The sequence below is a fragment of the Hydrogenimonas thermophila genome, assembly GCF_900115615.1.
GTDB lineage: Bacteria > Campylobacterota > Campylobacteria > Campylobacterales > Hydrogenimonadaceae > Hydrogenimonas > Hydrogenimonas thermophila.
The window spans coordinates 1-21,551 of sequence record NZ_FOXB01000023.1; the positions used below are offsets into that span (position 1 = coordinate 1).

16 protein-coding genes are annotated in these 21,551 nt (G+C 34.5%); 7 read left to right on the forward strand and 9 right to left on the reverse strand.

Translation table 11 applies throughout. From position 1 onward, the window contains the following. The first annotated feature begins 132 nt into the window (after positions 1–132). Positions 133–1,215, forward strand: coding sequence for a sensor histidine kinase (locus BM227_RS07825; RefSeq protein WP_218147930.1), 1,083 nt, complete (start codon positions 133–135; stop codon positions 1,213–1,215). 23 nt (positions 1,216–1,238) lie between these two features. Here BM227_RS07825 and BM227_RS07830 read toward each other — a convergent pair whose 3' ends face one another. Continuing rightward, complete coding sequence (locus BM227_RS07830; protein WP_092912747.1) at positions 1,239–2,696, reverse strand: acetyl-CoA carboxylase biotin carboxylase subunit; 1,458 nt, start codon at positions 2,694–2,696, stop codon at positions 1,239–1,241. Positions 2,697–2,823: 127 nt separating this feature from the next. On the opposite strand from BM227_RS07830, the gene BM227_RS07835 reads away from it, so the two are divergent. Then, entirely contained in the window at positions 2,824–3,693 is an 870-nt protein-coding gene (locus tag BM227_RS07835) for an AraC family transcriptional regulator (protein WP_092912771.1), read from the forward strand. Here the strand turns inward: BM227_RS07835 and BM227_RS07840 are convergent, their stop codons facing one another. Genes BM227_RS07840 through BM227_RS07855 form a run of 4 tightly spaced genes read right to left on the reverse strand, consistent with a single transcriptional unit; the run spans position 3,694 to position 10,692 of the window. After that, positions 3,694–5,709 (reverse strand): alpha-amylase/4-alpha-glucanotransferase domain-containing protein, encoded by a 2,016-nt coding sequence (locus tag BM227_RS07840; RefSeq protein WP_092912748.1) that lies wholly within the window; start codon positions 5,707–5,709, stop codon positions 3,694–3,696. It lies immediately after the preceding gene. 8 nt (positions 5,710–5,717) lie between these two features. Further along, the gene (locus tag BM227_RS07845) at positions 5,718–7,208 is read right to left on the reverse strand and encodes a glycoside hydrolase family 57 protein (RefSeq protein ID WP_092912749.1); all 1,491 of its coding nucleotides are present in this window, start codon (positions 7,206–7,208) and stop codon (positions 5,718–5,720) included. Beyond that, positions 7,201–9,717 carry a sugar phosphate nucleotidyltransferase gene (locus tag BM227_RS07850; protein WP_245757040.1) on the reverse strand — a complete coding sequence of 839 codons (2,517 nt, stop codon included), beginning with the start codon at positions 9,715–9,717 and terminating at the stop codon, positions 7,201–7,203. Before BM227_RS07850 ends, BM227_RS07845 begins: the two co-directional genes overlap by 8 nt. A 15-nt stretch (positions 9,718–9,732) precedes the next feature. Next, positions 9,733–10,692, reverse strand: a complete 960-nt coding sequence (locus BM227_RS07855) for a 6-phosphofructokinase (RefSeq protein WP_092912750.1) — start codon at positions 10,690–10,692, stop codon at positions 9,733–9,735. A 165-nt stretch (positions 10,693–10,857) separates the two neighbouring features. Between BM227_RS07855 and BM227_RS07860 the strand changes: the two genes are divergently transcribed. Then, complete coding sequence (locus tag BM227_RS07860; RefSeq protein ID WP_092912751.1) at positions 10,858–11,103, forward strand: type II toxin-antitoxin system Phd/YefM family antitoxin; 246 nt, start codon at positions 10,858–10,860, stop codon at positions 11,101–11,103. Further along, complete coding sequence (locus tag BM227_RS07865) at positions 11,100–11,501, forward strand: type II toxin-antitoxin system VapC family toxin (RefSeq protein ID WP_092912752.1); 402 nt, start codon at positions 11,100–11,102, stop codon at positions 11,499–11,501. The genes BM227_RS07860 and BM227_RS07865 overlap by 4 nt, the downstream gene beginning before the upstream one ends. 3 nt (positions 11,502–11,504) lie before the next feature. On the opposite strand, the gene glgP is transcribed toward BM227_RS07865, so the two are convergent. Further along, positions 11,505–13,142, reverse strand: coding sequence for an alpha-glucan family phosphorylase (glgP, locus tag BM227_RS07870; RefSeq protein WP_092912753.1), 1,638 nt, complete (start codon positions 13,140–13,142; stop codon positions 11,505–11,507). 5 nt (positions 13,143–13,147) lie between these two features. After that, a complete protein-coding gene (locus BM227_RS07875) occupies positions 13,148–14,401 on the reverse strand; it encodes a glucose-6-phosphate isomerase (protein ID WP_092912754.1) in 1,254 nt (417 codons plus the stop codon). A 159-nt stretch (positions 14,402–14,560) separates the two neighbouring features. On the opposite strand from BM227_RS07875, the gene mgtE reads away from it, so the two are divergent. The 3 genes from mgtE (at position 14,561) to BM227_RS07890 (ending at position 19,630) form a co-directional block, all read left to right on the forward strand. Then, positions 14,561–15,952 carry a magnesium transporter gene (mgtE, locus tag BM227_RS07880; RefSeq protein ID WP_245757041.1) on the forward strand — a complete coding sequence of 464 codons (1,392 nt, stop codon included), beginning with the start codon at positions 14,561–14,563 and terminating at the stop codon, positions 15,950–15,952. Between the two features lie 203 nt (positions 15,953–16,155). Further along, positions 16,156–16,626, forward strand: coding sequence for an HAD family hydrolase (locus tag BM227_RS07885; protein WP_092912755.1), 471 nt, complete (start codon positions 16,156–16,158; stop codon positions 16,624–16,626). A 4-nt stretch (positions 16,627–16,630) separates the two neighbouring features. Continuing rightward, positions 16,631–19,630: a response regulator gene (locus tag BM227_RS07890; protein WP_092912756.1), complete on the forward strand. Its 3,000-nt coding sequence runs from the start codon at positions 16,631–16,633 to the stop codon at positions 19,628–19,630. Here the strand turns inward: BM227_RS07890 and BM227_RS07895 are convergent. After that, positions 19,607–20,512: a response regulator gene (locus tag BM227_RS07895; protein ID WP_092912757.1), complete on the reverse strand. Its 906-nt coding sequence runs from the start codon at positions 20,510–20,512 to the stop codon at positions 19,607–19,609. The genes BM227_RS07890 and BM227_RS07895 overlap by 24 nt on opposite strands. Before the next feature lie 9 nt (positions 20,513–20,521). Further along, on the reverse strand, positions 20,522–21,529 hold the full coding sequence (gene galE / locus BM227_RS07900; RefSeq protein WP_092912758.1) for a UDP-glucose 4-epimerase GalE: 1,008 nt from the start codon (positions 21,527–21,529) through the stop codon (positions 20,522–20,524). Positions 21,530–21,551 lie beyond the last annotated feature (22 nt).

A 21,551-nucleotide genomic window follows, 5' to 3' on the forward strand; every position in this document is an offset into this window, starting at 1 on the left:
CAGCTAACACAACTGTCTTTATGCTAACACAACTTTTATAACTTTTTCATCCTCTTTTGAGTGATGAGAAGTTATAAATGTATTATAGGAGAGACAAACAATGAAAACAAGCCTGTTTTATATACAAAAAATATGGAAAATCTCCACTTTCCAAAAGAGTTAGATATTGGATTTCAAGAGATAGAGATACCGTTTATCAGTCAAGAAGATGAAGTAGCAGTTCTGGTCAATCAAGTAACTGTCAATAATAAAAGATACAAAATTGTCATTGCAACACCTATTGAAAAGATTGATGATACAATAGAGATATTTATTGGCTGGTTACTGTTTGCAGGTTTACTTCTGTATGTGATTGCACTTATTTTAGGTTATAGAGTAATTACGCGTGTTCTATCTCCAGTACGCACAATAACTCAAACAGCACAAACCATCTCCAAAAGCAATCTTTCAAAACGGGTTCCACTGCCAGATAGAGAAGATGAGTTTTATCAACTTGCCAAAACATTCAATACAATGCTTGAACGGCTTGAAAAAAATTTTGATAAAATTAACCGTTTTAATGTAAATGTATCCCACGAACTCAAAACACCACTCACTATTATTCGCGGAGAGATTGAAGTAGCTCTTTTAAAAGATCGCTCCATCAAAGAGTATAAAACAGTTTTACAAACTATTTTAGAAGAGACAAAGACTATTCAATCAATTATAGAGACACTGTTATTGCTAAGTAAATCAGATACAAAAGCTCTAAAAAAGCGTATGTTACCACTATCTCTAGATACTCTTATTCTTGAAGCAGTAGAAGAGAAGCGTCAAAATGCTAATGAACAATCAATTAATATTGTAATAAAAGAGTTAGAGTCTGTAACTATTGTTGGAGAACCGACACTTCTAAAAAGAGCTATCGCCAATATAATAGATAATGCCATAAAATACTCTCCCCCTAATACCAATATAGAAATCACTCTAAACAATAGTAGTGACACAATTTTAATGATTAAAGATAGTGGATATGGCATACCATATGATCATATAGACAAAATTTTTGATCCATTTTTTCGCATAGAATCAACCAATGAGAAAAGAGTCCAAGGACAAGGACTTGGACTCTCCATTGTTCAGTGGATTGTAAAATTGCATAATGCAAAAATCAATATAGAGAGTGAAGTTGCAAAAGGAACTATTTTTAAAATATATTTCAATAAAAATAATTAATGCTTATATCCATAAGCAGTTAATTAAACTCTTACATTAAGTTTACTACTCTTTATTTTCTCTATCATCTTTGTAATTTCATCAATTTTTTTCTCCTCCTCCAATAGACAGTTTACTGCTTGAAGGTTAAAAGTTTCAAGTTTGTTGTTAAGATAAGATGTATCAAACCGCCTTGCAATAAAGTCTTTGTCTCTGACTATCTCTCTATGTAATGGAATATTTGTTTTAACTCCTTCAATATAGAATTCATCTAATGCGCGTCTTGCCTTGTTAACTGCACCTTTCCAATCTAATGCCCAAACAATAAGCTTGCCTATCATAGAGTCGTAGCAAGGATTGATAGTATAACCTGTATAGACTCCAATATCCATTCTCACACCAGGACCACCAGGTGCTAAAAACTTTTTTATTTTACCGAATGAAGGGAAAAAACCATTATTGGGATCTTCTGCATTGATGCGAAACTCTATAGAGTATCCTCTAAAATTCAACTCCTCTTGTAAAAAAATAAGTTTATCACCCTCTGCAATCTCTATCATTCTTTGAATAATATCTATACCACTGATCATTTCAGTAACAGGATGTTCTACTTGAACTCTGGTATTCATCTCAATAAAATAGATATTATCTTTATCATCAAGCAAAAACTCCATTGTTCCTACACTCTCATAACCTAAACGAAACATTGCTTTTGTAGCAATTCTATAAAGTTCACGTCTTACTTCATCGCTTAATCTTGGGCTTGGAGCAATCTCAATTACTTTTTGATGACGACGCTGTATTGAGCAGTCACGTTCGCGTAAATGTACGACATTACCATATTTGTCAGCGATAATTTGAATCTCTATATGGCGAGGATTATTGACATACTTCTCAATAAAAACATCACCTTTACCAAAAAACTTTTTTGCTTCATTTACAGCAGACTCAAACAGTTCTTTAAAATCCTTCTCTTCAAGTACGATGCGCATACCTCGCCCACCGCCTCCAAATGCCGCTTTTATAATAACAGGAAAGCCAATCTCTTTAGCCGCTTTAAGTCCCTCTTCAAGACTATTTATTGGCTCTTCAGTTCCTTCTATAACAGGAACACCAACCTCTTTCATCGCCTTTTTTGATGCTGTTTTATCTCCAAAGAGTGCAATATGTTCTGGTTTTGGACCAATGAATATGATGCCATTTTCTTCACACATCTGCGCAAACTCTGCACTCTCTGATAAAAATCCATACCCAGGATGAATTGCATCGCATCCACTCTTTTTTGCCAAAGAGATAATTTTTTCTGCATCAAGATATGCTTGAATAGGATCACCAAGTATAGGGTAACACTCATCTGCCTTTCTTATCCATACTCCGTCAATATCTACCTCTGAAAATATTGCAACACTCTTTTTTCCAAGCTCTTTACAGGCTCGAATAATACGCATAGCTATTTCGCCACGGTTAGCTATGAGAATTTTTTTAATCTCTCTTCTTTTCATCATACTTCCTTTGAAAAAGATTTACGACAATTATAGGTGAATAGCAATCTCTATTTCTCATCTAAAAATGCTTAAAATATATTCTAAAAATGCCAATATAGTTATCTATTTTTGCTATAATGAAAATATGAAAAGAGAAACACAAGAGCGAAATATTAAAATAGCTAATGATATAATGTATTACATCTATACTCATATTGACCTAAATATCGATATAGAAGAGTTAAGCAGTATGGTGCATGTAAGCAGATTTCATATGCAAAGAATTTTTAAAGAGGTTTTTGGCAGAAATATCTATGAAACTATAAAATTTATACGTCTTGAAAAAGCTGCAAATCTGTTACTGGTAAATCGTCTCTCTACCATATCATACATCGCAAATCAGTGCGGATATACATCTCAAACCTCATTTATAAAAGCATTCAAACAACGTTTTTTAATGACACCTACTCAGTGGCGTTTAGGCGGATATAAGAGATATTCTCACAATATATTGATGCAATCTGTCGAAGCGGTACACTCTGATGCAGACTTTTCAACGATTGAGCCTAAGATTGTAAAACAGCCTGAAATTAGAAGTTACTATATTCGCCATAATGGATATAATCGATCTATTAAACAGAGTTGGCAAAAACTTCAAGCGTTCGTTCTTTCAAATGGCATTGAAAACTATCAGCAAATTGGACTTTACCATGACAATCCAACTATCAAACCTTTAGATCATTGCCAATATGTTGCCTGCATAGCTACAAACAGAGTTATAGAAAATACTCAACTACCACAATTTAAAATTGCCGACGGCGTATATGCTAAATTTGATATTGAAGGGTGCTATGGCGACGATTTAAAATTTATTCACTGGGTTTATAATGAGTGGTTCCCAAAAAATGGTTATGAAACAACGCCAAAACCATCTTATGCTATCTATCAAAGAAACGGTTTCTTGGAAGATGATGGAAGGTTTAAAATGAGTTATTATGTCTCTATAAAAATATAACTACTTAACAACCTCTAAACTACCCTTTAACCTCAACTGCTCTTTAAATGGTACAATTACCATTAAACTGACTCCTTGCGTCATTAGCTCATACCCATCTTCACTTTGAGAAAGAGTTTTAAGTGGTAGGGCAAATAGTGAGAAAAAGTGATCAAGTGAAAATATTATATTACGCTTAGTATATGGATCGCTTAGAGTAAACTCTTTTAACTCATTGCATCTTATACCGTCGCCTATAACTTTTTGGTTGAGATAAACATCTTTCAAATTGGCAAAATGGAGATTTAGTTCAAGACCGTACTCATAAATATGTGGGCTTTCGCTTTTAAGCTCTATTTTAAAGTCAACTCCGTTATCTAACGGTCTATAACTCTTTTTCAGATGAGATGGATAGGTTTGATTATCGAAAATAGCACCATAACGCTCAAAGAGTAGCCTCTTTTTGCCTATCTTTACATCAAATGGTTGATTGGTAAAATCGGAAAACTCCCTAAAACTGCACTCTATGAAACTCTTTAAATCAAGTGTATGATCGCTTATATGATCTATAAAAGAGTTTTTAAGATACCAGTCATAAACTAATGCATCTTTTAGATCCTCTTCAACCTTATCTAAACTGTTATGAATATTTAAAGTGCCGTCACCACTATGATCACCACTTTCAGATTCAAGAATCTTTTTATGATACGCCTCTTTGCGACGTGTCAAAACATTTTGAAAGTTAAATGCACTCTTTCTGTCGTCAAACTCGATCAATTGACCGCCATAACGACTATCAAACCTCATTATCACCTCTTTCTGCACCATCTTGACCTCATCATAACCGTTAAGATCGATGTCTGCACACTCTATAGCAACCTTTTTGGCATATCGTATATTTTCGCAATTTATAAGGTAGCGGTAGGCATTATCGCGCAGATGGGGCAGATAGATACCACCAAAAATACCATGCCAAAAGAGATCATTGGTTTGAAGTGCATATAGGTTTTCAAGAAAGTCAGACTTTTTTGTACGAACTTTAGAGATCTCGATCATACGTTTATGTAGCCGATTTGACTCTTCATACTTTACAAAGAAGTTTTTCCAAACTCCACCTTTTAGAAACTTTACCGCATCTTGATCAGATATCTGCTCTTTTAAAGCCTTCAATTGCAAAGCATCACTTGCCTTCAAACTCCACTCTCCCATCTCATAATATGAGACATTTGGAAGATAGGCGATCCCTTTTGGACGGTGCGAATGAAAATATTCGCCAAAATGCATTGTATTAATCGACTCATCACTCAAAATCGCATCTATAAACTCTTCAAGCCAACCTTGCTCATATACCCAGTGATGCGTCTTTCGCCACAATCCAAACTTTTCAACATCATCAAAGATAATTGCTGAACCGCCAGGTGAATTAACACTGCTCTTAATTGCTCTTATCGCTTCATCTACCGGTTTAAAGGGCAGTGCATAACGTAGTTCTTGAGAGATAGGAAATAGTGCAATCGACTCTCCGCTCTCTTCTGTATTGTAGTAACCATCCAAACGATCTTTATCAAACCCTGCTGAGATAAAGTGGTAATCATCTACAATGCTATATTTGATATTAGATTTAACAAGATCGGGAATAAGTCCCGCCTCCCAGATCCGCTCGGTAAGCCATAACCCTTGCGGTTTTTGTTTAAAGAAATGTTTAATACTACGATTGAGCCTTTTAATTTGAGCAACTCGATCTTTTGATGGTATAGCACTAAGAATCGGCTCATAAAATCCAGCCGTAAAAAGCTCAATACTCCCCTCTTTTGCAAGCCACTGCATATCGGCAAAGAGTTTAGGATAGTTTTGCTCAATGGTTTCAAGAAGCCACCCGCTACAATGAACACTAAAACGAAATTCCGGAAACTTACGCATCAGTGCAAAAAATGGTGTATAGCAGGTTTTAACTGCACGATCTATTGTCTCTTTAAAGTTGTCAACCGGTTGATGCATATGTACGCCAAACAGTAGAGCAATACTCTCTTTTCTCATAAACTAACTCACTTCAACTCTGTAATTGGGAAAAAGAGTTCAGACGGCGGTGTCACATCCATCAATTTGTAAATCTCTATCAAATGGTTACGAAATAGTTGATCAAACTCTTTGGCATACTCATTATGGTGTTCATTGCCATACCACCAGAACCAATCGGAAGATTCGCTTATGAGAAAATGATTGGTAATTTCACTCCGTACTCTGCTTGAAACTCTTTTAATATGGCAACGATAATCCTCTTTTGTTTTATAAATAAGCTCCCACGCCCTACTCTTTTGCGGATGAGCCACCCACGTATCAAAGTTTCCATCTATCCAACTTCCAGAATGCAGACGCTTAAGCCTTTTTACCAGCCTCTCTTTTGCCAACTCATCCATTGTTACAGTTTGACAATCGTCTGCCTCATCAAGCTGTCGGTATAGTTCACTTAAAAAGTCATATCCACTCTTTTTATAAAACTCCCAACTATTTTCTCCATCAAGAATGACTGAAACTTTTGGATCTTTCTCTTTTTTCTCAATTTGCCTAAGATGTAAAATAAAGTTATCTACCGCATCTTTAGCACTCCAATAACGATAGCTAAATGCAATCAAATCGCTAAGCGTTCGATCTCTAAATGCGATAAAGAGATCATTAAAATGGTGACACTTATAGAGTTCATTTCCACTCTTCTTCCCCAACGATTTAAACAAAATCTCTTCATCTGTAGCAATCCAGCGAATACCGTAAGATTTATATAGTGCTACACTCTTTTCATCTACTGCACCTTCAGCTGGCCAAATCCCTATAGGAGATTTACCAAACACCTCTCTATATAGTTCTATTGCACGTTTAACCTGCTCTTTAGCATCAGATAGAAGTAACTTTTTCTCTAACAATAGCGGCAAAATCGGGTGGTAATATGGTGTTGTTGACAATGAGATTTGTCCACTCTCTTGAAGCAACTTATAAAAAGGTAGAATTGTTGGAATAAAACTCATCAGTACATCAAGTAACTCATCTTTATCTTCCAAGCTGAAATCTTTACCCTTGTTGATCAACTGCTTTACAGTTTCATTATGTTGTCTAAGGTAATTCCCACACCAAGAGAGCATAAAGAGAACTTCAAGCTCTATAAATTCACTATCATCAAGACTCTCTTTACCATAAAGCTCTGCATATCTAAAAAAGGGCTTTACCATCGTCTCAAACTGCGGTGAATTGCAGATTTTCATTACCCAAGTACGCTCATAATTAGAGAGTTTACTTGGATCTTTTCTCCATAAAGAGAGAAAGAGATCGCACTTATAACCACACTTTTCATAAAGCAGTAACTGCTCAATCAATGTGGGCGTAAGATTAAAAGTTGCTTTGAGAGATGGAAAGTTTGAGAGAAGATATGGCATATCATAGTAGTCTTTAATCGAATGCAAAAAGACCCAGGGCATCACCATCACACCAGATATATTACGATAATCCGGTTGATGCATATGCCAAAAGAGTGAAAGTTTAATCACCGATTAGTCTGCTATATTTGTTATAGATTTGATTACCCAACTCTTCATCTAAAGCTTGAATGTAGAGATTAAGATGCTCATTATATTGATCAGGAATCATTAAAACCCAGTCTGTTTTACTCTCCCAAATCTTTACGCCATCTATAGATGAACTCCTTTTATCTTTGGCATACTCAAGGAATTTCCGCATAATTTTGCCCTTTAAAGATTGTGGACAGGGAACTTGGTAAGTTGCATAAAAAAAGCGAGACATCTCTTTAGCGACATTGGAGAGTTTAACCTTATGACGTGCCAAAAGCTCCATAATCTTCAAACTTGCATACATAGCGTCACGATGAAGAGCAAACTCAGTAAAAGCGTAGTTTCCATCTATGGTAGCAATAAGATCAAACTCATTAAGAGTTTCTGATTTAAAGTTAGCATACTTTCCACGCTCTATAATGAGATATTTAAATAGTTGATCCATAAGATCAGGTGCCCAAGTTGGAAGAAAAACGTGCATTTTTCTCTCTTTTAATTCAGCCTCCATATTCATCAACTCTAAAACAGCGATCAAAGCTTCTACCTTATTTAGCACCTCTCCCCTGTCTGTAACAAGTGTTAGAGACTGACCGTGCGGATCAATAAGTATGCCCATATTTAAACCCAAATTTTTGACAATATCAGAGATATCCTTCTTCGATTTCATCTTATAGTGTTCAATATTGGCAAGCTTTTTCTCATCTTTATATGTATTTAACATAATGTTGTCGATCTGAAGATTTGTAATCATTTGAGGAAAAAAATCTTTAGTTATACCAAACATCAGATCTACCGCTACGCGAAAACCACTATTTTTAATAGTTTTACCATCTATTGAACTCTCTAAAGCATCTTTATAGTTTTGGTACTCACTCTTGCTGTAGAAATCTCTCTCATAGATATTACCAATTTGAGAGTAGTCAACTCTTCTAAAATCCTCTTTGAAAAAGCTCTTCTCAATTCTCTTTGCACTATTGTGATCAAGCCTGAGACCCTCTTCATTATATAGCGTGATCTCAATATTGGCAGGATCGCTTAAACTTTTACGAAAATAGGCTCCAGCTATAATATTTTCATCACTCTGAATATTGTAACGAAGCAGAGATGGGGGAACTGCGTGCAAGTCCAACACATCAACCCCTGCTGAGAGAAGTCCTCCTACAAATGCCCGTTTGATCATACGTGGACTCTTATCATAATCGCGTCCTATAAGTACACAACTTCCAATTGGCAATTGAGATCCAAACGCCTCTGCTATCTTACAAGCCATTCCACAGCTTATCTCAACATTACTCTTTCCTACAATGCTTCCGCTCTCAAAAATGGCATTTCTATATTTTGTACCTAAAACGATACTATTATTTACAATAGCGGTCGGCTCTATCTCCTTTTCTGGCCAAACCGTAACATCCTGCTCAAAAGTTGCAAGTTTTCCAATGTCACAACCCTCTGCAAGAATCAGACCAGCTTTTGCCGTTACGCTATCTCCTATTTTATTGTCATTACATATTACAGCATTATCTAACACTACACTGTTACCTACTGAAATATCATCCCAAAAGATTGAGTTTCGTAAGCGACACCCTTTTCCAAAAGTTACATTATCGCCTACTACTACATTATGAAGCCTACTCCCCTCACCAACTGTTACATTATCGCCAATTACGACAGTATCTACAATATTTATATTAGCATCAACTTTACTGTTGCCGGTCATATAGAGTGTTCCTTCAGGATACTCAATCTTTCTTCCGGAGATTTGAAACTTTAACCTTCTATTCGATATATCATCATATAGATCACGGTAACTCTCAGGATTACCAACATCGCGCCAATACCCTGTAGCGTTATAGCCTAAAAGATCTACACTCTCTCTCATCAGTAAAGGAAAGAGATCTTTTGCAAAATCAAAACTCTCTCCAACGGGAATATAATCAAGAATCTCCGGCTCTATCACATAGATTCCTGTATTGATAGTATCGCTAAAGACCTCTCCCCAACTCGGTTTTTCCAAAAACTTCTCTATCTTTCCATCTTCATTTGCTATAACCACACCAAACTGCAAAGGATTCTCTACAGAGGTCAATGTAATAGTAAGTTTGGAATCTCTCTCTTCGTGATAGTCCAAAATCTCTCTAAAATCAAAGTCTGTAACAAGGTCACCGCTGACAATCATAAAAGTGGTATCTAAAAACTCTCTTCCAAACCCTACAGCTCCTGCTGTTCCATAGTCATCATCAGGAACTACATATTGAATCTTTACTCCCCACTTACTGCCATCTTGAAAATACTCTTTTATTATTTCAGGTTTAAAGTAAAGAAGTATCACTATATCATCAATGCCTGTTTCAATGAGTCTATTTAATGTATGCTCCATCATTGGTAGATTCATTATTGAAAGCATCGGTTTAGGGACAGAGTTTGTCAACGGTTGAATGCGGGTACCAAACCCGCCTGCCATCATTACAGCCTTTATATTTTTGGACACTACGATTTCCTTTTTTTAATCTAACTTATTCAACATACCAAGAAGCTCCGGATTTATAGTATATCTATTATCTACAACTTCACTAATTTCACACATTCCATATTGACCATTTTTAATAACCACAACTTTGTTGGAAGATGTGTTTGCAAGCAGATGATCAACTGCACGAATAGTAAACTCAAATGCAAGCATTCGATCATAAACTGTTGGGCTTCCACCTCTTTGGATGTGCCCCAAAACTGTTATGCGACTCTCCATACCTACACTATTTTCGAGCCACTGTGCTATCTCATTTGTCTTTTTAGTTCCCTCAGCAACAATAGATAAGATATAGTTTCTACCATTTGCTATCTCTCTTTTTAAATGCTCTTCAACAACGCTTTTATTAAAATCTACTTCAGGAACTATACATATCTCAGCACCGCTGGTTATGGCTGAAACAATGGCAAGATAACCGCAATCGCGCCCCATTACCTCAACAATAAATGCACGGCTGAATGTAGAGGCTGTATCGCGTATCTTGTCCAGTGCATCGCGTATGACATTTAAAGCTGTATCTACGCCAAGACAGATATCTGTTCCATATATATCGTTATCTATGGTTGTCGGAATCCCAACAAAGTTGAGGTCAAACTCTCTACTCATAAGATCCATAGCCCTAAAAGATCCATCACCGCCAAGAACAACAAGACCAGTAACATCACTCTTAACAAGATTTTCATAAGCCTGTTTCCTATACTTATATTCATAAAATCGTTTAGATCTTGATGAGCGAATAATCGCACCACCACGATGGACGATCCCCGCTACATCTTTATGTGTAGCCCTCTCTATCTGCCCATCTATTAAGCCCTCCAACCCGTTATATACAAAGTATGGAATTTCACCTTTTTCATAAACATAATCTACGAATCTCTTAATTGCAGGATTCATCCCCGGCGCATCACCGCCCGAACACATTATTGCAAGTGACATATAATTCCTTTTTTACAAAATATAACAAATAAATTGTAATATATGGAATCTTTTAACAGCTGAAATATTATAAATTTTTATTGCAGAAAAAGTGCAGGAGTTTTCAGATTAATTTGGTTGACAACTTGACATATAAAAGATATAATCCAAAAAAGGAGGTTTAATATGCAAACTATTCAAGTAGCTGAATTGAAGTCTCACTTTTCAGACGTCTTAAAAAGTATAAAAAATGAGGGTGAACAATTCATTATCGAATATGGTAAACAACATGAAAAAGTAGCTATGCTAATTCCTTATGACAAAAATATAGAGATTCAAAATCAAAGGGAGTTTGGATTGTACAAAGGTAAAGGTGGGTTTTCTATAAAAGATGATTTTGAGATGAGTGATGAAGAGTTATTAGGAATATGAAAAAATATCTTATCGATACTCATATATTTTTATGGCTCGTTTTTGATCCAGAAAAAGTTAATACCAAGAAACTTGAAATACTAAAAGATCCGCAAAATAAAATTTTTATTGCAAGTATTTCATTTTGGGAGATATCTCTCAAATACAATCTTGGTAAACTTAGTCTTAGTGGACTAACCCCTGATGAATTACCAAAAGTAGCTCAAAAGATGGGGATCGATACCTTAGAGATTGAAAAAGAGGTAATGGCTAGTTTTTATAAGCTTCCTAAAGTTCAAACCCACAAAGATCCATTTGATCGAATAATTATTTGGCAATGTATTAATGACAATATAACACTTATTTCTCAAGATCGAAAATTTAGTGAATATGAAAGTTTTGGTTTAAAAACTTTTTAATTTTTAAAAATATAGCTTTTCATAGTACTCATCAGCCATTCTGGATGAGTCAAAATATGCCAAAATGTCATTCATAGCATTTTTGGCTATCATAAGCCACTCTTTCTCATTTTCATAATAGGTAGGAATAATAGTGTTTTCCAACTTTTGCATCATAGTAAGATAGTCCAATCTATCGATCTCATCATTTGGAAGTGAAGGGTCAGAGTGAGGAATAGTAAAAGAGTTTACTCCATCTTTTTGAAACTCTGCATGCCATCCATCATCAATAGAAAAGTGGATTGAAGCGTTAATTCCAGCAGTCATTCCACTGGTTCCGCTTGCTTCTCGCCCCCATCTTGGAGTATTTAGCCAAAGATCACTTCCCTGCTTGAGAAGTCTAGAGAGTCTAAGCTCATATCCTGTAAGAATTGCTACATTTTTAAACTCTTTACTCATCATTATGAGATCATTAAACATATGTACAGCTCTATTGTCAAGAGGGTAAGGCTTTCCTGCCCAAATGATCTGAACAGGACGATCTCTGTTTGAAACAAGCTCTCTAAAACGCTCCATATCATAAATCAAAAGCCCTGGACGTTTATACTCGGCAAATCTTCTTGCCCATACTATTGTCAATATATCTGGATCAAACAGTTTACCTGTCTGATCTGCAACCTCTTCAAAGAGTCTATATTTCAAATGCTTTTTTCGCCCTACAAGCTGATAATCTTCATGCTCTTGCATCCAACTCATCAACTGTTTATCTGCCCAGTAACGCATATTTTGAGCATTTGTAATACTTATGATTTCACACCTGCCTTTAACATCCTGCCACATCTCATTTGCAACACTTTTATGTATCTTTGAAACAGCATTAGCACGTTTCGATGTCTTTAATGCACCAACAGTCAAAGAGAAGTGTTCATCATAATAGTCCAATTTTTTCTGCATATCTTCTACACTGAAACCGTTGAAAAATCCCATTCTAAAAAGCAAATATACATTATGCTCCTCATTACCAGCCATCTCTGGAGTATGTGTTGTAAAAACAACATATTTTTTCAAATTTTCAAGATTTGAATACCTCTTCATTAACTCAAAAACAAGAGGTAAAGAGTGTCCTTCATTCATATGATAAACATCAACATCAACACCCATAGCCTCAAGAACTTTAACACCACCTATTCCAAGTACAATCTCTTGAGCTATACGAGTCTCTTCGTTTGCATCATAGAGCTTATGGCAAATAGTTCTAGATAGATGATCATTTTCAAAGCAGTCAGTTGTTAAAAATATAACTGGGGCTGTGTCAAATGTAGTTGCAGGTAGAAGATAGGCTTTAACAGTTACAGGTTTTGAGTTTATTGTTACCTCAACCTTTATGCTAGTATCTTCTAAGAAGTAGTAAAATTTACGTTTATAATCTATTTTAAGCGTATTATCTTCGTGTCTGCTCTGATCATAGTAGCCATAACTCCAGAGCATTCCAACGCCTATAAGCTTCTGCCTTCTGTCATTGGCACTGCGCATATGTGAACCGGCAAGAAACCCCAATCCACCTGAGTATGTCTTTAGAGCCTGATCAATTGCAAACTCCATTGAAAAATATGCTACTTGGCAACTAAACTCTTCAGCAACTGTGTATGGGTAGAGGTCCATAAAAGTTATTTCTTAAATTTATCTGCAAGAATACGCTTGCCTAGCTCAACTCCTGGTTGATTGTAAGTATCTATATTTAGTATTGCTCCAGTAAGCGAGGTTAAAATTTCATAATATAAAATCAACTCTCCTATGTTTGTTTCACTTAATTTATCTAAAATAATTGCATCAACAGGAACACCCTGCTGTGCAATTGCTTCACGAGTTGCATCACACTCTGCATTGATTAGCTCATTAAATGTGTGTCCATTTACAAAGTCGCACTTTTGGATACCCTCAAGCGTTATATCCGGAATGAGAATATCATTTTCAAAATCTTCTATCTTTATGAAAGTTACAGTTTTATCTATTGGTCCTTCAATAATAAGTTGCAAAAAGGAGTGTTGATCTATAGAGCCAATCTGTCCTAGAGGAGTTAGACCTACTCTATTTCCACTTTTATCTATTTTTCCAAGTGATTCTCCCCATAACTGAACATACCACTTAGTAAAATCATCAAGAAATGATGCATATGCAAAAAGAACATTCATTCTATATTTTTCCCAATTGGTTGCAATAAAAGCAGCTTTAAGAAGAATATGATCCTCTTCTCTGTTAAAAAAACGACGAACTATTTTTGCTCCACCCTCTAAAATAGAGCAGCAATCATAACCAGCAAGAGTCAAAGGAACAATACCAACTGCACTTAAAACAGAGAAGCGACCTCCTACATTGTGAGGAATGGTATATACCTTAATTCCATATCTATCTGCAAAGCGGCAAAGTACAGACCCCTCATCTGTTATGGCTATTAGACGATCTTTATCATCTCCATTTAGATCAAGATTAAAATGCGATATAACTACTTTAAAAAGAGACATAGTTTCAATTGTAGAACCAGATTTTGATATAACAATAAAGATAGTCTTCTCTTTATCCATTGAGGCAAACTTTTTAGAGATTTCTACAGGGTCAGGATTTTCAAAAAAGATCAATCTTTTTGCTTGAGGATATTTGTGTCTTAACATAGAATCTATCGCTTTAGCTCCGAGTGAAGAGCCTCCTATGCCAATTACTGCTATTGTGTCACTATTTTTTATAGTTTCAGATGATGACAAAGCCTCTACTTCAGTTACTATCATTTTAGAATCTTCAGGAAGATTATAGTAACCAGCTACTCCATTTTCACACTCTTCTACAACTCTACAAAATGCTTCATCCATTAAATTACTTATATTTTCATCTATATTAAACTCAAAATCTCTTTGAAACTTGACCATTTAAAACCCTTAATGAAACAAATTAAATGTATTATACTTATATATAACCTTTGATTTTATAAAAGATTTAACTAATCAATATACGTTATTAATGAAATATTCATCAATTTAAGATAAAATCACAAACAAAAGAAAGAAAATGTTACAAGAAGGTAATTAGTGGCTGATAATAGAAAAGATAGAGAAGCAAATAAAACGATTGATGATTTAATTGTAGATATAGAACGTAGAATAAAACTTTTTCAGGAAGGTATAGATGAGAATGCTCAAGCATATGAGATTGCAGAGCTTCTTGAAGAGGTACGTGAGCTAAATAAAGAAAGATATATTGAGCTACTTAAATCATTCCCTGAAGATCTTAAAGCAGATGTACTCTCAGAGCTTTCAAAAAATGCTCAGGAAGATGCTTTAGAGGCAATAGATGCCAAAGAGTTGGCAGATATCATTGAAGAGATGGATACTGACGATGCTGCCGATATTGTTCAACAAATTGAAGAGTTAGATGAGTCCAAAGCAAAAAAGGTTCTAAATGAGATAGATGAAGCTGAAAGTAAAGTCATTCGTGCACTCATCAGCTATGATGAAGATGAAGCTGGTGCTTACATGCAAACTGAGCTCTTTAAAGCTCATATTGATGAAACTATAGGTGAATCTATAAAACGCCTTAAAGAGCTAAAAAATAGAGAAGAGCTTGATAATGCATATCATGTATTTATTGTAGATAATAAAAACCGTTTTTTAGGCATGATGCCTATGGAAGATCTGGTTTTGCAAGGACCTAATGAAGTTTACAGAAATGTTTTGGAAAAAGAGGGTGCTCTTACTGTCACAGTTAAACCAAATGATCCTATTGACAAAGTTATTGAGCTTGCTGGTAACTACAATATGAACGTCATCCCTGTTGTAGATAATTGGGGGATTCTTCTTGGTCGTATTACGGCAGACGACATTTATGATTTGATGGAGAAACAAGCAACCGATCAAATCTATGGAATGGCTGGTGTTCAAGAAGAGTCTGAAGAGAGTGAAAATATCATTAAAGCAGGAAAAACACGTGCATTTTGGCTGGGAGTTAACTTAATAACTGCTATAGCAGCTTCTGTTGTCATTGGATTATTTGATTCAACAATACAATCAATTGTTGCTTTAGCTGTACTGATGCCTATAGTAGCCTCTATGGGTGGAAATGCCGGTACTCAGTCACTAACAGTTACTGTACGTCAGTTGGCTCTGGGAGACATTGATCCAACTGAGGCTAAACAGGTAATAAAAAAAGAGGTTCTGCTCTCTTTGGGCAACGGTTTAGTTTATGCAGTTGTTATGGGACTCATAGCCTACTTTTGGTTTAATATGCCAATGCTTGGCGTAGTAATTGGTCTATCTATGATAATAAACCTCTTCTTTGCAGGTTTTTTTGGTGCACTGATCCCATTGGTACTAAAGGGATTGGGAATAGATCCAGCAGTTGGTTCTTCTGTTTTACTTACAACTGTTACAGATGTTGTAGGTTTTTTCAGTTTTTTAGGACTTGCAACTCTTATTCTTCTTTAAATTAGAAAAAACTGATCTGCACTAACCATACATCAAAGTTTGCTACCAGCTCCAATATTCTTATATGGAGCTGATTAGTAAATTTAAATAATTCTAATCTAATTTTCACTTCCATATGGTATAATCGAAAGCTTAAAATAATAATAACTCAGTGAATAATTTATATAAGGTTGAGTTAAAAATAAATAGTTAGTAGGTTTTAAATGGCAAGTATACAAATACCAAATTATGGGCAATTGAATATAAAACATATTGTATGTGATTATAATGGTACAATTGCAAAAGATGGTAAATTAGCTCCAGATATAAAAGATATTTTTAAACTTCTTTCTGAAAATTATAATGTACATGTCATTACTGCAGACACTTTTGGAACTGTTAAAAAAGAGCTTGAATCAGTTGATATTACAGTTAAAATACTCTCTAGTTCAGATCATACTCAAGAAAAGGGTGAATATATAAAAGCCTTGGGCTCTAAATATTGTGCTTCAATCGGAAATGGTAATAATGATGTAAAAATGCTTCAAGAATCAGCAATCTCTATAGCTGTTATAGGTGATGAAGGTTGTGCAACATCAACTCTAATGAAAAGTGATATAGTCTGCAAATCAATAACTGATGCTCTATTGCTTTTTATAAAGCAAAAACGTCTTATAGCTACACTAAGGAGTTAAAACAATGAAAAGTCTCTTTTTTATAAATAAAAAAAATCGTTTTAAAGATATTGTTTCTAATATGCAAAAAAAAGAGTGTAAAAATCTACTTATACATCTGCATAGCAGTGATGGTAAAAAACTTAAAAAGAGACTTGAAAAACTTCATAAAGCTTTTCCAAATGCAAAAATATTTGCAACAATTGAAGAAGAAAAAGAGAAAGAACCATTAATTGCATTTATATGTTTAGATGATTTTAACAGCATTGAAACAATCTTTTCATCAGATTGTAAAGATAATTTAGACAAATGTTTAGAATTAGAAATAACTGCTGTTTTATCATTTATTAAAGAGTACTCAGAAAATGGACAAAATTCACAGCTTCATATTCTAAAACAGTATAGAGATGCTGTAGACCACGCTATGATTGTATCTAAAACAGATAAACGTGGTGTTATTACATATATTAATGATAATTTTTGCAAAATAAGCGGTTATACTAGAGAAGAACTAATAGGAAAAAGCCATAATATAGTACGACATCCAGATACTCCAAAAGAGACTTTTAAAGAAATGTGGCAAACTATACTAAGTAAAAAACCTTGGCACGGAATTATAAAAAATTTAAGAAAAGATGGAACAGACTATATTGTAGATGCAATAATTTACCCTATTCTTGATACTTCGGGGGAAATTACAGAATTCATTGCACTTAGAAAAGATATTACAGAGCAGATACATGATAAAGAGAAGTTAGAAGCAAGAGAAGCTGAACTTCAAGCAATTTTAAATAATCAAGACTCTATTGTACTATTTGTCTCACAAAATGATGGTATTTTAACTATCAATAAACGTTTTTTTGAATATTTTGATTTTAAAGATACAGATGACTTTAAAGAGAAACACTCTTGTATCTGCGATCTTTTTATTGAAGAGGAAGGTTATATATACCCAAAAGCTCGTGAAGATTGGCTGGAATTTGTATCTTCAAATCCTGAAGAGAGACACAAAGTAAAAATGCGTGATAAAAATGGGAAAATTCGCACTTTCCTACTAAAAGCAAATCAGATAGAAAATGATGGCAGGTTTGTTGTAAATTTAAGCGATATTACTCCACTTGAAGAGGCTTTGATTCAGGCAAAGTTAATGGAACATACCAAATCTATGTTTGTTGCTAATATGAGCCATGAAATAAGAACTCCTTTAAACGGCATCTTAGGATTTACCGAACTGCTTCTTAAACATCCTGTTGACAGTCAAATAAGAAGATATTTAGAGATAATTCACAAAAGTGGAAAAACACTCCTTGGAATTGTAAATGATATTTTAGATCTTTCTAAAATAGAGAGTGGCAAAATGGAGCTTAGTCCTATTCCTGCAGATATCTGTAAAGAGTTAGAGTCTGTTGTAGCCATTTTTGCTGCAAAAGCAAGAGAGAAGCATATATCTTATACTGCATTTATAGATCCAACTATTCCAAAAACAATAATTTGTGATATTCAGAGACTAAAACAGGTTTTAAGCAACTTAATTGGAAATGCTGTAAAGTTTACACCTGAAAATGGCAAAGTTGAAGTTTTAATTAAAACTATTAAAAAAGAAGACAATCGCATTAAACTACATTTTGAAGTCAAAGATAGCGGTATAGGTATAAAAGAAGAACAAAAATCAAAAATTTTCGATCTCTTTTCACAAGCAGATAACTCAATTAGCAGAGAGTATGGTGGAACTGGTCTTGGTCTGCCAATCAGTGCCAAATTTATTGAGATGATGGGTTCACATATAGAAGTAGACTCAGAACCACAAAAAGGATCTACATTTTGGTTTGATATTTGGTTTGATATAAATGACGCTTCTTTGTCTATTGGTTCTCTTGAATCAATTGAAGAGAGTGTAAATATAGTATTTTGTAAGCACACTCCTGAAGATTGCATTATGTTTGAAACAATAAAGAATTATCTTGAAGCTTGGGGAATATCTTGGACCACAAGAACATCTTGTGACGATATTCCTTTTGATACAGCATTTCTTTTTATTACACCTGATACATTTGAAAAAGGTGATAAAGAGAATATGCAAAAGCTTTTGGAACAGTTTCCAAGTCTTCAAATTATTTGGGTTGAATCTTCCAGCTCAATAAAACCACCAGAAGATAATAGAATACATAAACTTGAAATGCCAGTTGTAGGTTCAACTCTTTTTGATCTACTTGCTGCTGGACTTGGAGACAATTTTACAAAAGCTTCAATTTCAGAAGATAATATATATAATGGAAATTATAGTGGTAAAGTTCTTGTAGCTGAAGACAATCCAGTCAATCAAATGCTAATTTCAGAACTACTTAAAGATAGAGGTATTGATGCAACAATAGTAGAAAATGGTATAGAAGCTCTTGATGAACTAAATAGAAATCAGTATGATTTAGTTCTAATGGATGTAAATATGCCTAAGATGGATGGCATTGAAGCAACAAAAAAACTTAGAGAAAGTGGTTTTAAAACTCCAATTGTAGCATTAACCGCAAATGTTATGGCTGAAGAGAAGTCAGCATATATGAAAGCTGGAATGAATGATCATCTCTCAAAACCAATAGAAACAAAAGCTTTAGATATAGTTCTTCAAAAATTTCTAAATACCACAAATATAGAAGAAGAAGTTGAATCTATAGAGTTTGATGATATAGATTATGATCACCTTGGTGAATCATTAGGATTAAAAAATAGAAAAATTTTAAGAACACTGTTTGCTCAATTTTCAAAAAGTGTTGATTCTTTTTTAGAAGATTTAGAAAGTGCTATTAACTCTAAAAATATTGAAACACTGAAAGATGTAATTCATCGAATCAAAGGAGCAACAGGGAATATGAGATTTGAAAATTCATTTACTCTCTGCAAAGAGCTTGAAAAAGAGCTATCTTCACATAATGAAATAAATAATAGAGTAAAAAATATGATTACAAAACTGATGGCACAACTATGGGATCTGCAAAATAAGATAGAGCTACATCTCAATAAGGAAGGGTAAATCAGTATTGTTTTTGTGTCTTTTTAGTGTTGTGTGAGAACGAGCCAAAATTGCATAAGGTGTATCTGAAGGTTTAGTAGCATTTGCAACTATCAAACAACGTGCATTTTTAGAGAGTTTTTGAGATGAATTTATATTTCGTAAAAGTGTTAAAAGCATAGTTTCAAGCTCTTCACGCCTTCTATTTGGTACTAAAATTCCAAAATGTGCTCCATATAATCTTGCTATTATATCTGATCTGTATGAGTTATCAACAACTATTTTAGATACTTCTTGAAGTATTCCTTCGGCTGTACGGTGACCAAGCAGAGTATTTATCTTCTCTAAACTTGTAACATGAAGATGAACTAGCCAAAAATCTGTACCATTTTCAATAGCTTGCTTCAATCTTGCCTGAAGATATACTAAATTATATACTTTTGTTAAAGGATCTGTAATAGAGAGTTGAGCAAGACGCGATTGTTTATCTTTTAACTCTTGCATTGTTGCTCGAAGTTTAAGATGTGTACGAACACGTGCTTTCAACTCTTCACCATTGAATGGTTTATTTATATAATCTGCCCCTCCAACTTCAAAAGCTTTTGTAATATACTCAATACTATTTTGAGCAGTAAGAAATATAATTGGTATATCACAAGTTTTTGGATCCTCTTTTAAAAGTTTACATACTTCAAATCCATCTATGCCTGGCATATTTATATCAAGGAGAACCAAATCAATATTTCGGCCATATATCCCTTTTATTGCCTGTTGTCCATTCTGAGCAAAGCTTATTTTAATGTTTTTCATCTCTTTTAAAAAAGCTGCAGCCAACTCAATATTCATACGTTCATCATCAACAATAAGCACATTAAATTGATTCTCTTTCTCTTTTGCCATCATTTAACTCTTTTACTTACTATTATAACCGTATGGATTTTTTGATTGCCATCGCCAACTATCTTCACACATCTTTTTTAAATCAAACTTTGCTTCCCACCCAAGCAACTCTCTTGCTTTAGATGGATCAGCATAACAAGAAGCAATATCACCAGGGCGACGAGAAACTATCTTATATGGTACTTTTTTTCCTGATGCATTTTCGTAAGCTTTAACAACATCAAGCACACTGTACCCCTCTCCTGTTCCAAGGTTTACAGCTTCACACATATTTGATTTTAGAGCTTCAAGTGCTTTAAGGTGTCCAAGAGCTAAATCAACAACATGAATATAATCACGAACCCCTGTCCCATCGTGTGTATTGTAATCTCCTCCAAAAACATTCAAATACTCTCTTCTTCCAACAGCAACTTGAGATACAAACGGCATAAGGTTATTTGGAATACCTTGAGGATCTTCACCTATCATTCCACTCTCGTGAGCACCTACTGGATTAAAATATCTTAAAATCATAATTCCAAAACTCTTATCTGATCTATACAAATCTCTTAATATCTCTTCTATTACAAGTTTTGTCTGTCCATAAGGGTTGGTTGTACGAAGTGGATGATCTTCAGTTAAAGGAAGCTTCTTGGGATCTCCATATACAGTAGCAGAGGAGCTAAATACTATCTTCTTTACTCCCACATTTTGCATAGCTTCTAGTAGTCTTAATGTACCGCAAACATTGTTGTCATAATACTCAAGAGGTTTTTCAACAGACTCACCAACCGCTTTTAATCCTGCAAAATGTATAACAGCATCACAACCATCCAATGCTGACTCTAATTTAGCCCTGTCTCTTATATCGCCCTCTATAAACTCAATATTTTTACCAGTTATCTTCTCTACACGATTAATAGCCTCTACACTGGAGTTGGAAAGATTATCATAAACAACTACATTATATCCAGCTTCAAGAAGTTCAACACAAGTGTGCGAACCAATATAACCAGCTCCACCTGTAACAAAAATTTTCATAAAAGTATCTCCATATTTATAC

What these genes read in the sequence shown, in the direction of transcription:
- BM227_RS07825 (WP_218147930.1), top strand. Translation starts at nt 133, where the DNA reads ATGGAAAATCTCCACTTTCCAAAAGAGTTAGATATTGGATTTCAAGAG.
- BM227_RS07830 (WP_092912747.1), bottom strand. Translation starts at nt 2,696, where the DNA reads ATGAAAAGAAGAGAGATTAAAAAAATTCTCATAGCTAACCGTGGCGAA.
- BM227_RS07835 (WP_092912771.1), top strand. Translation starts at nt 2,824, where the DNA reads ATGAAAAGAGAAACACAAGAGCGAAATATTAAAATAGCTAATGATATA.
- BM227_RS07840 (WP_092912748.1), bottom strand. Translation starts at nt 5,709, where the DNA reads ATGAGAAAAGAGAGTATTGCTCTACTGTTTGGCGTACATATGCATCAA.
- BM227_RS07855 (WP_092912750.1), bottom strand. Translation starts at nt 10,692, where the DNA reads ATGTCACTTGCAATAATGTGTTCGGGCGGTGATGCGCCGGGGATGAAT.
- BM227_RS07860 (WP_092912751.1), top strand. Translation starts at nt 10,858, where the DNA reads ATGCAAACTATTCAAGTAGCTGAATTGAAGTCTCACTTTTCAGACGTC.
- BM227_RS07865 (WP_092912752.1), top strand. Translation starts at nt 11,100, where the DNA reads ATGAAAAAATATCTTATCGATACTCATATATTTTTATGGCTCGTTTTT.
- glgP (WP_092912753.1), bottom strand. Translation starts at nt 13,142, where the DNA reads ATGGACCTCTACCCATACACAGTTGCTGAAGAGTTTAGTTGCCAAGTA.
- BM227_RS07875 (WP_092912754.1), bottom strand. Translation starts at nt 14,401, where the DNA reads ATGGTCAAGTTTCAAAGAGATTTTGAGTTTAATATAGATGAAAATATA.
- BM227_RS07885 (WP_092912755.1), top strand. Translation starts at nt 16,156, where the DNA reads ATGGCAAGTATACAAATACCAAATTATGGGCAATTGAATATAAAACAT.
- BM227_RS07890 (WP_092912756.1), top strand. Translation starts at nt 16,631, where the DNA reads ATGAAAAGTCTCTTTTTTATAAATAAAAAAAATCGTTTTAAAGATATT.
- BM227_RS07895 (WP_092912757.1), bottom strand. Translation starts at nt 20,512, where the DNA reads ATGATGGCAAAAGAGAAAGAGAATCAATTTAATGTGCTTATTGTTGAT.
- galE (WP_092912758.1), bottom strand. Translation starts at nt 21,529, where the DNA reads ATGAAAATTTTTGTTACAGGTGGAGCTGGTTATATTGGTTCGCACACT.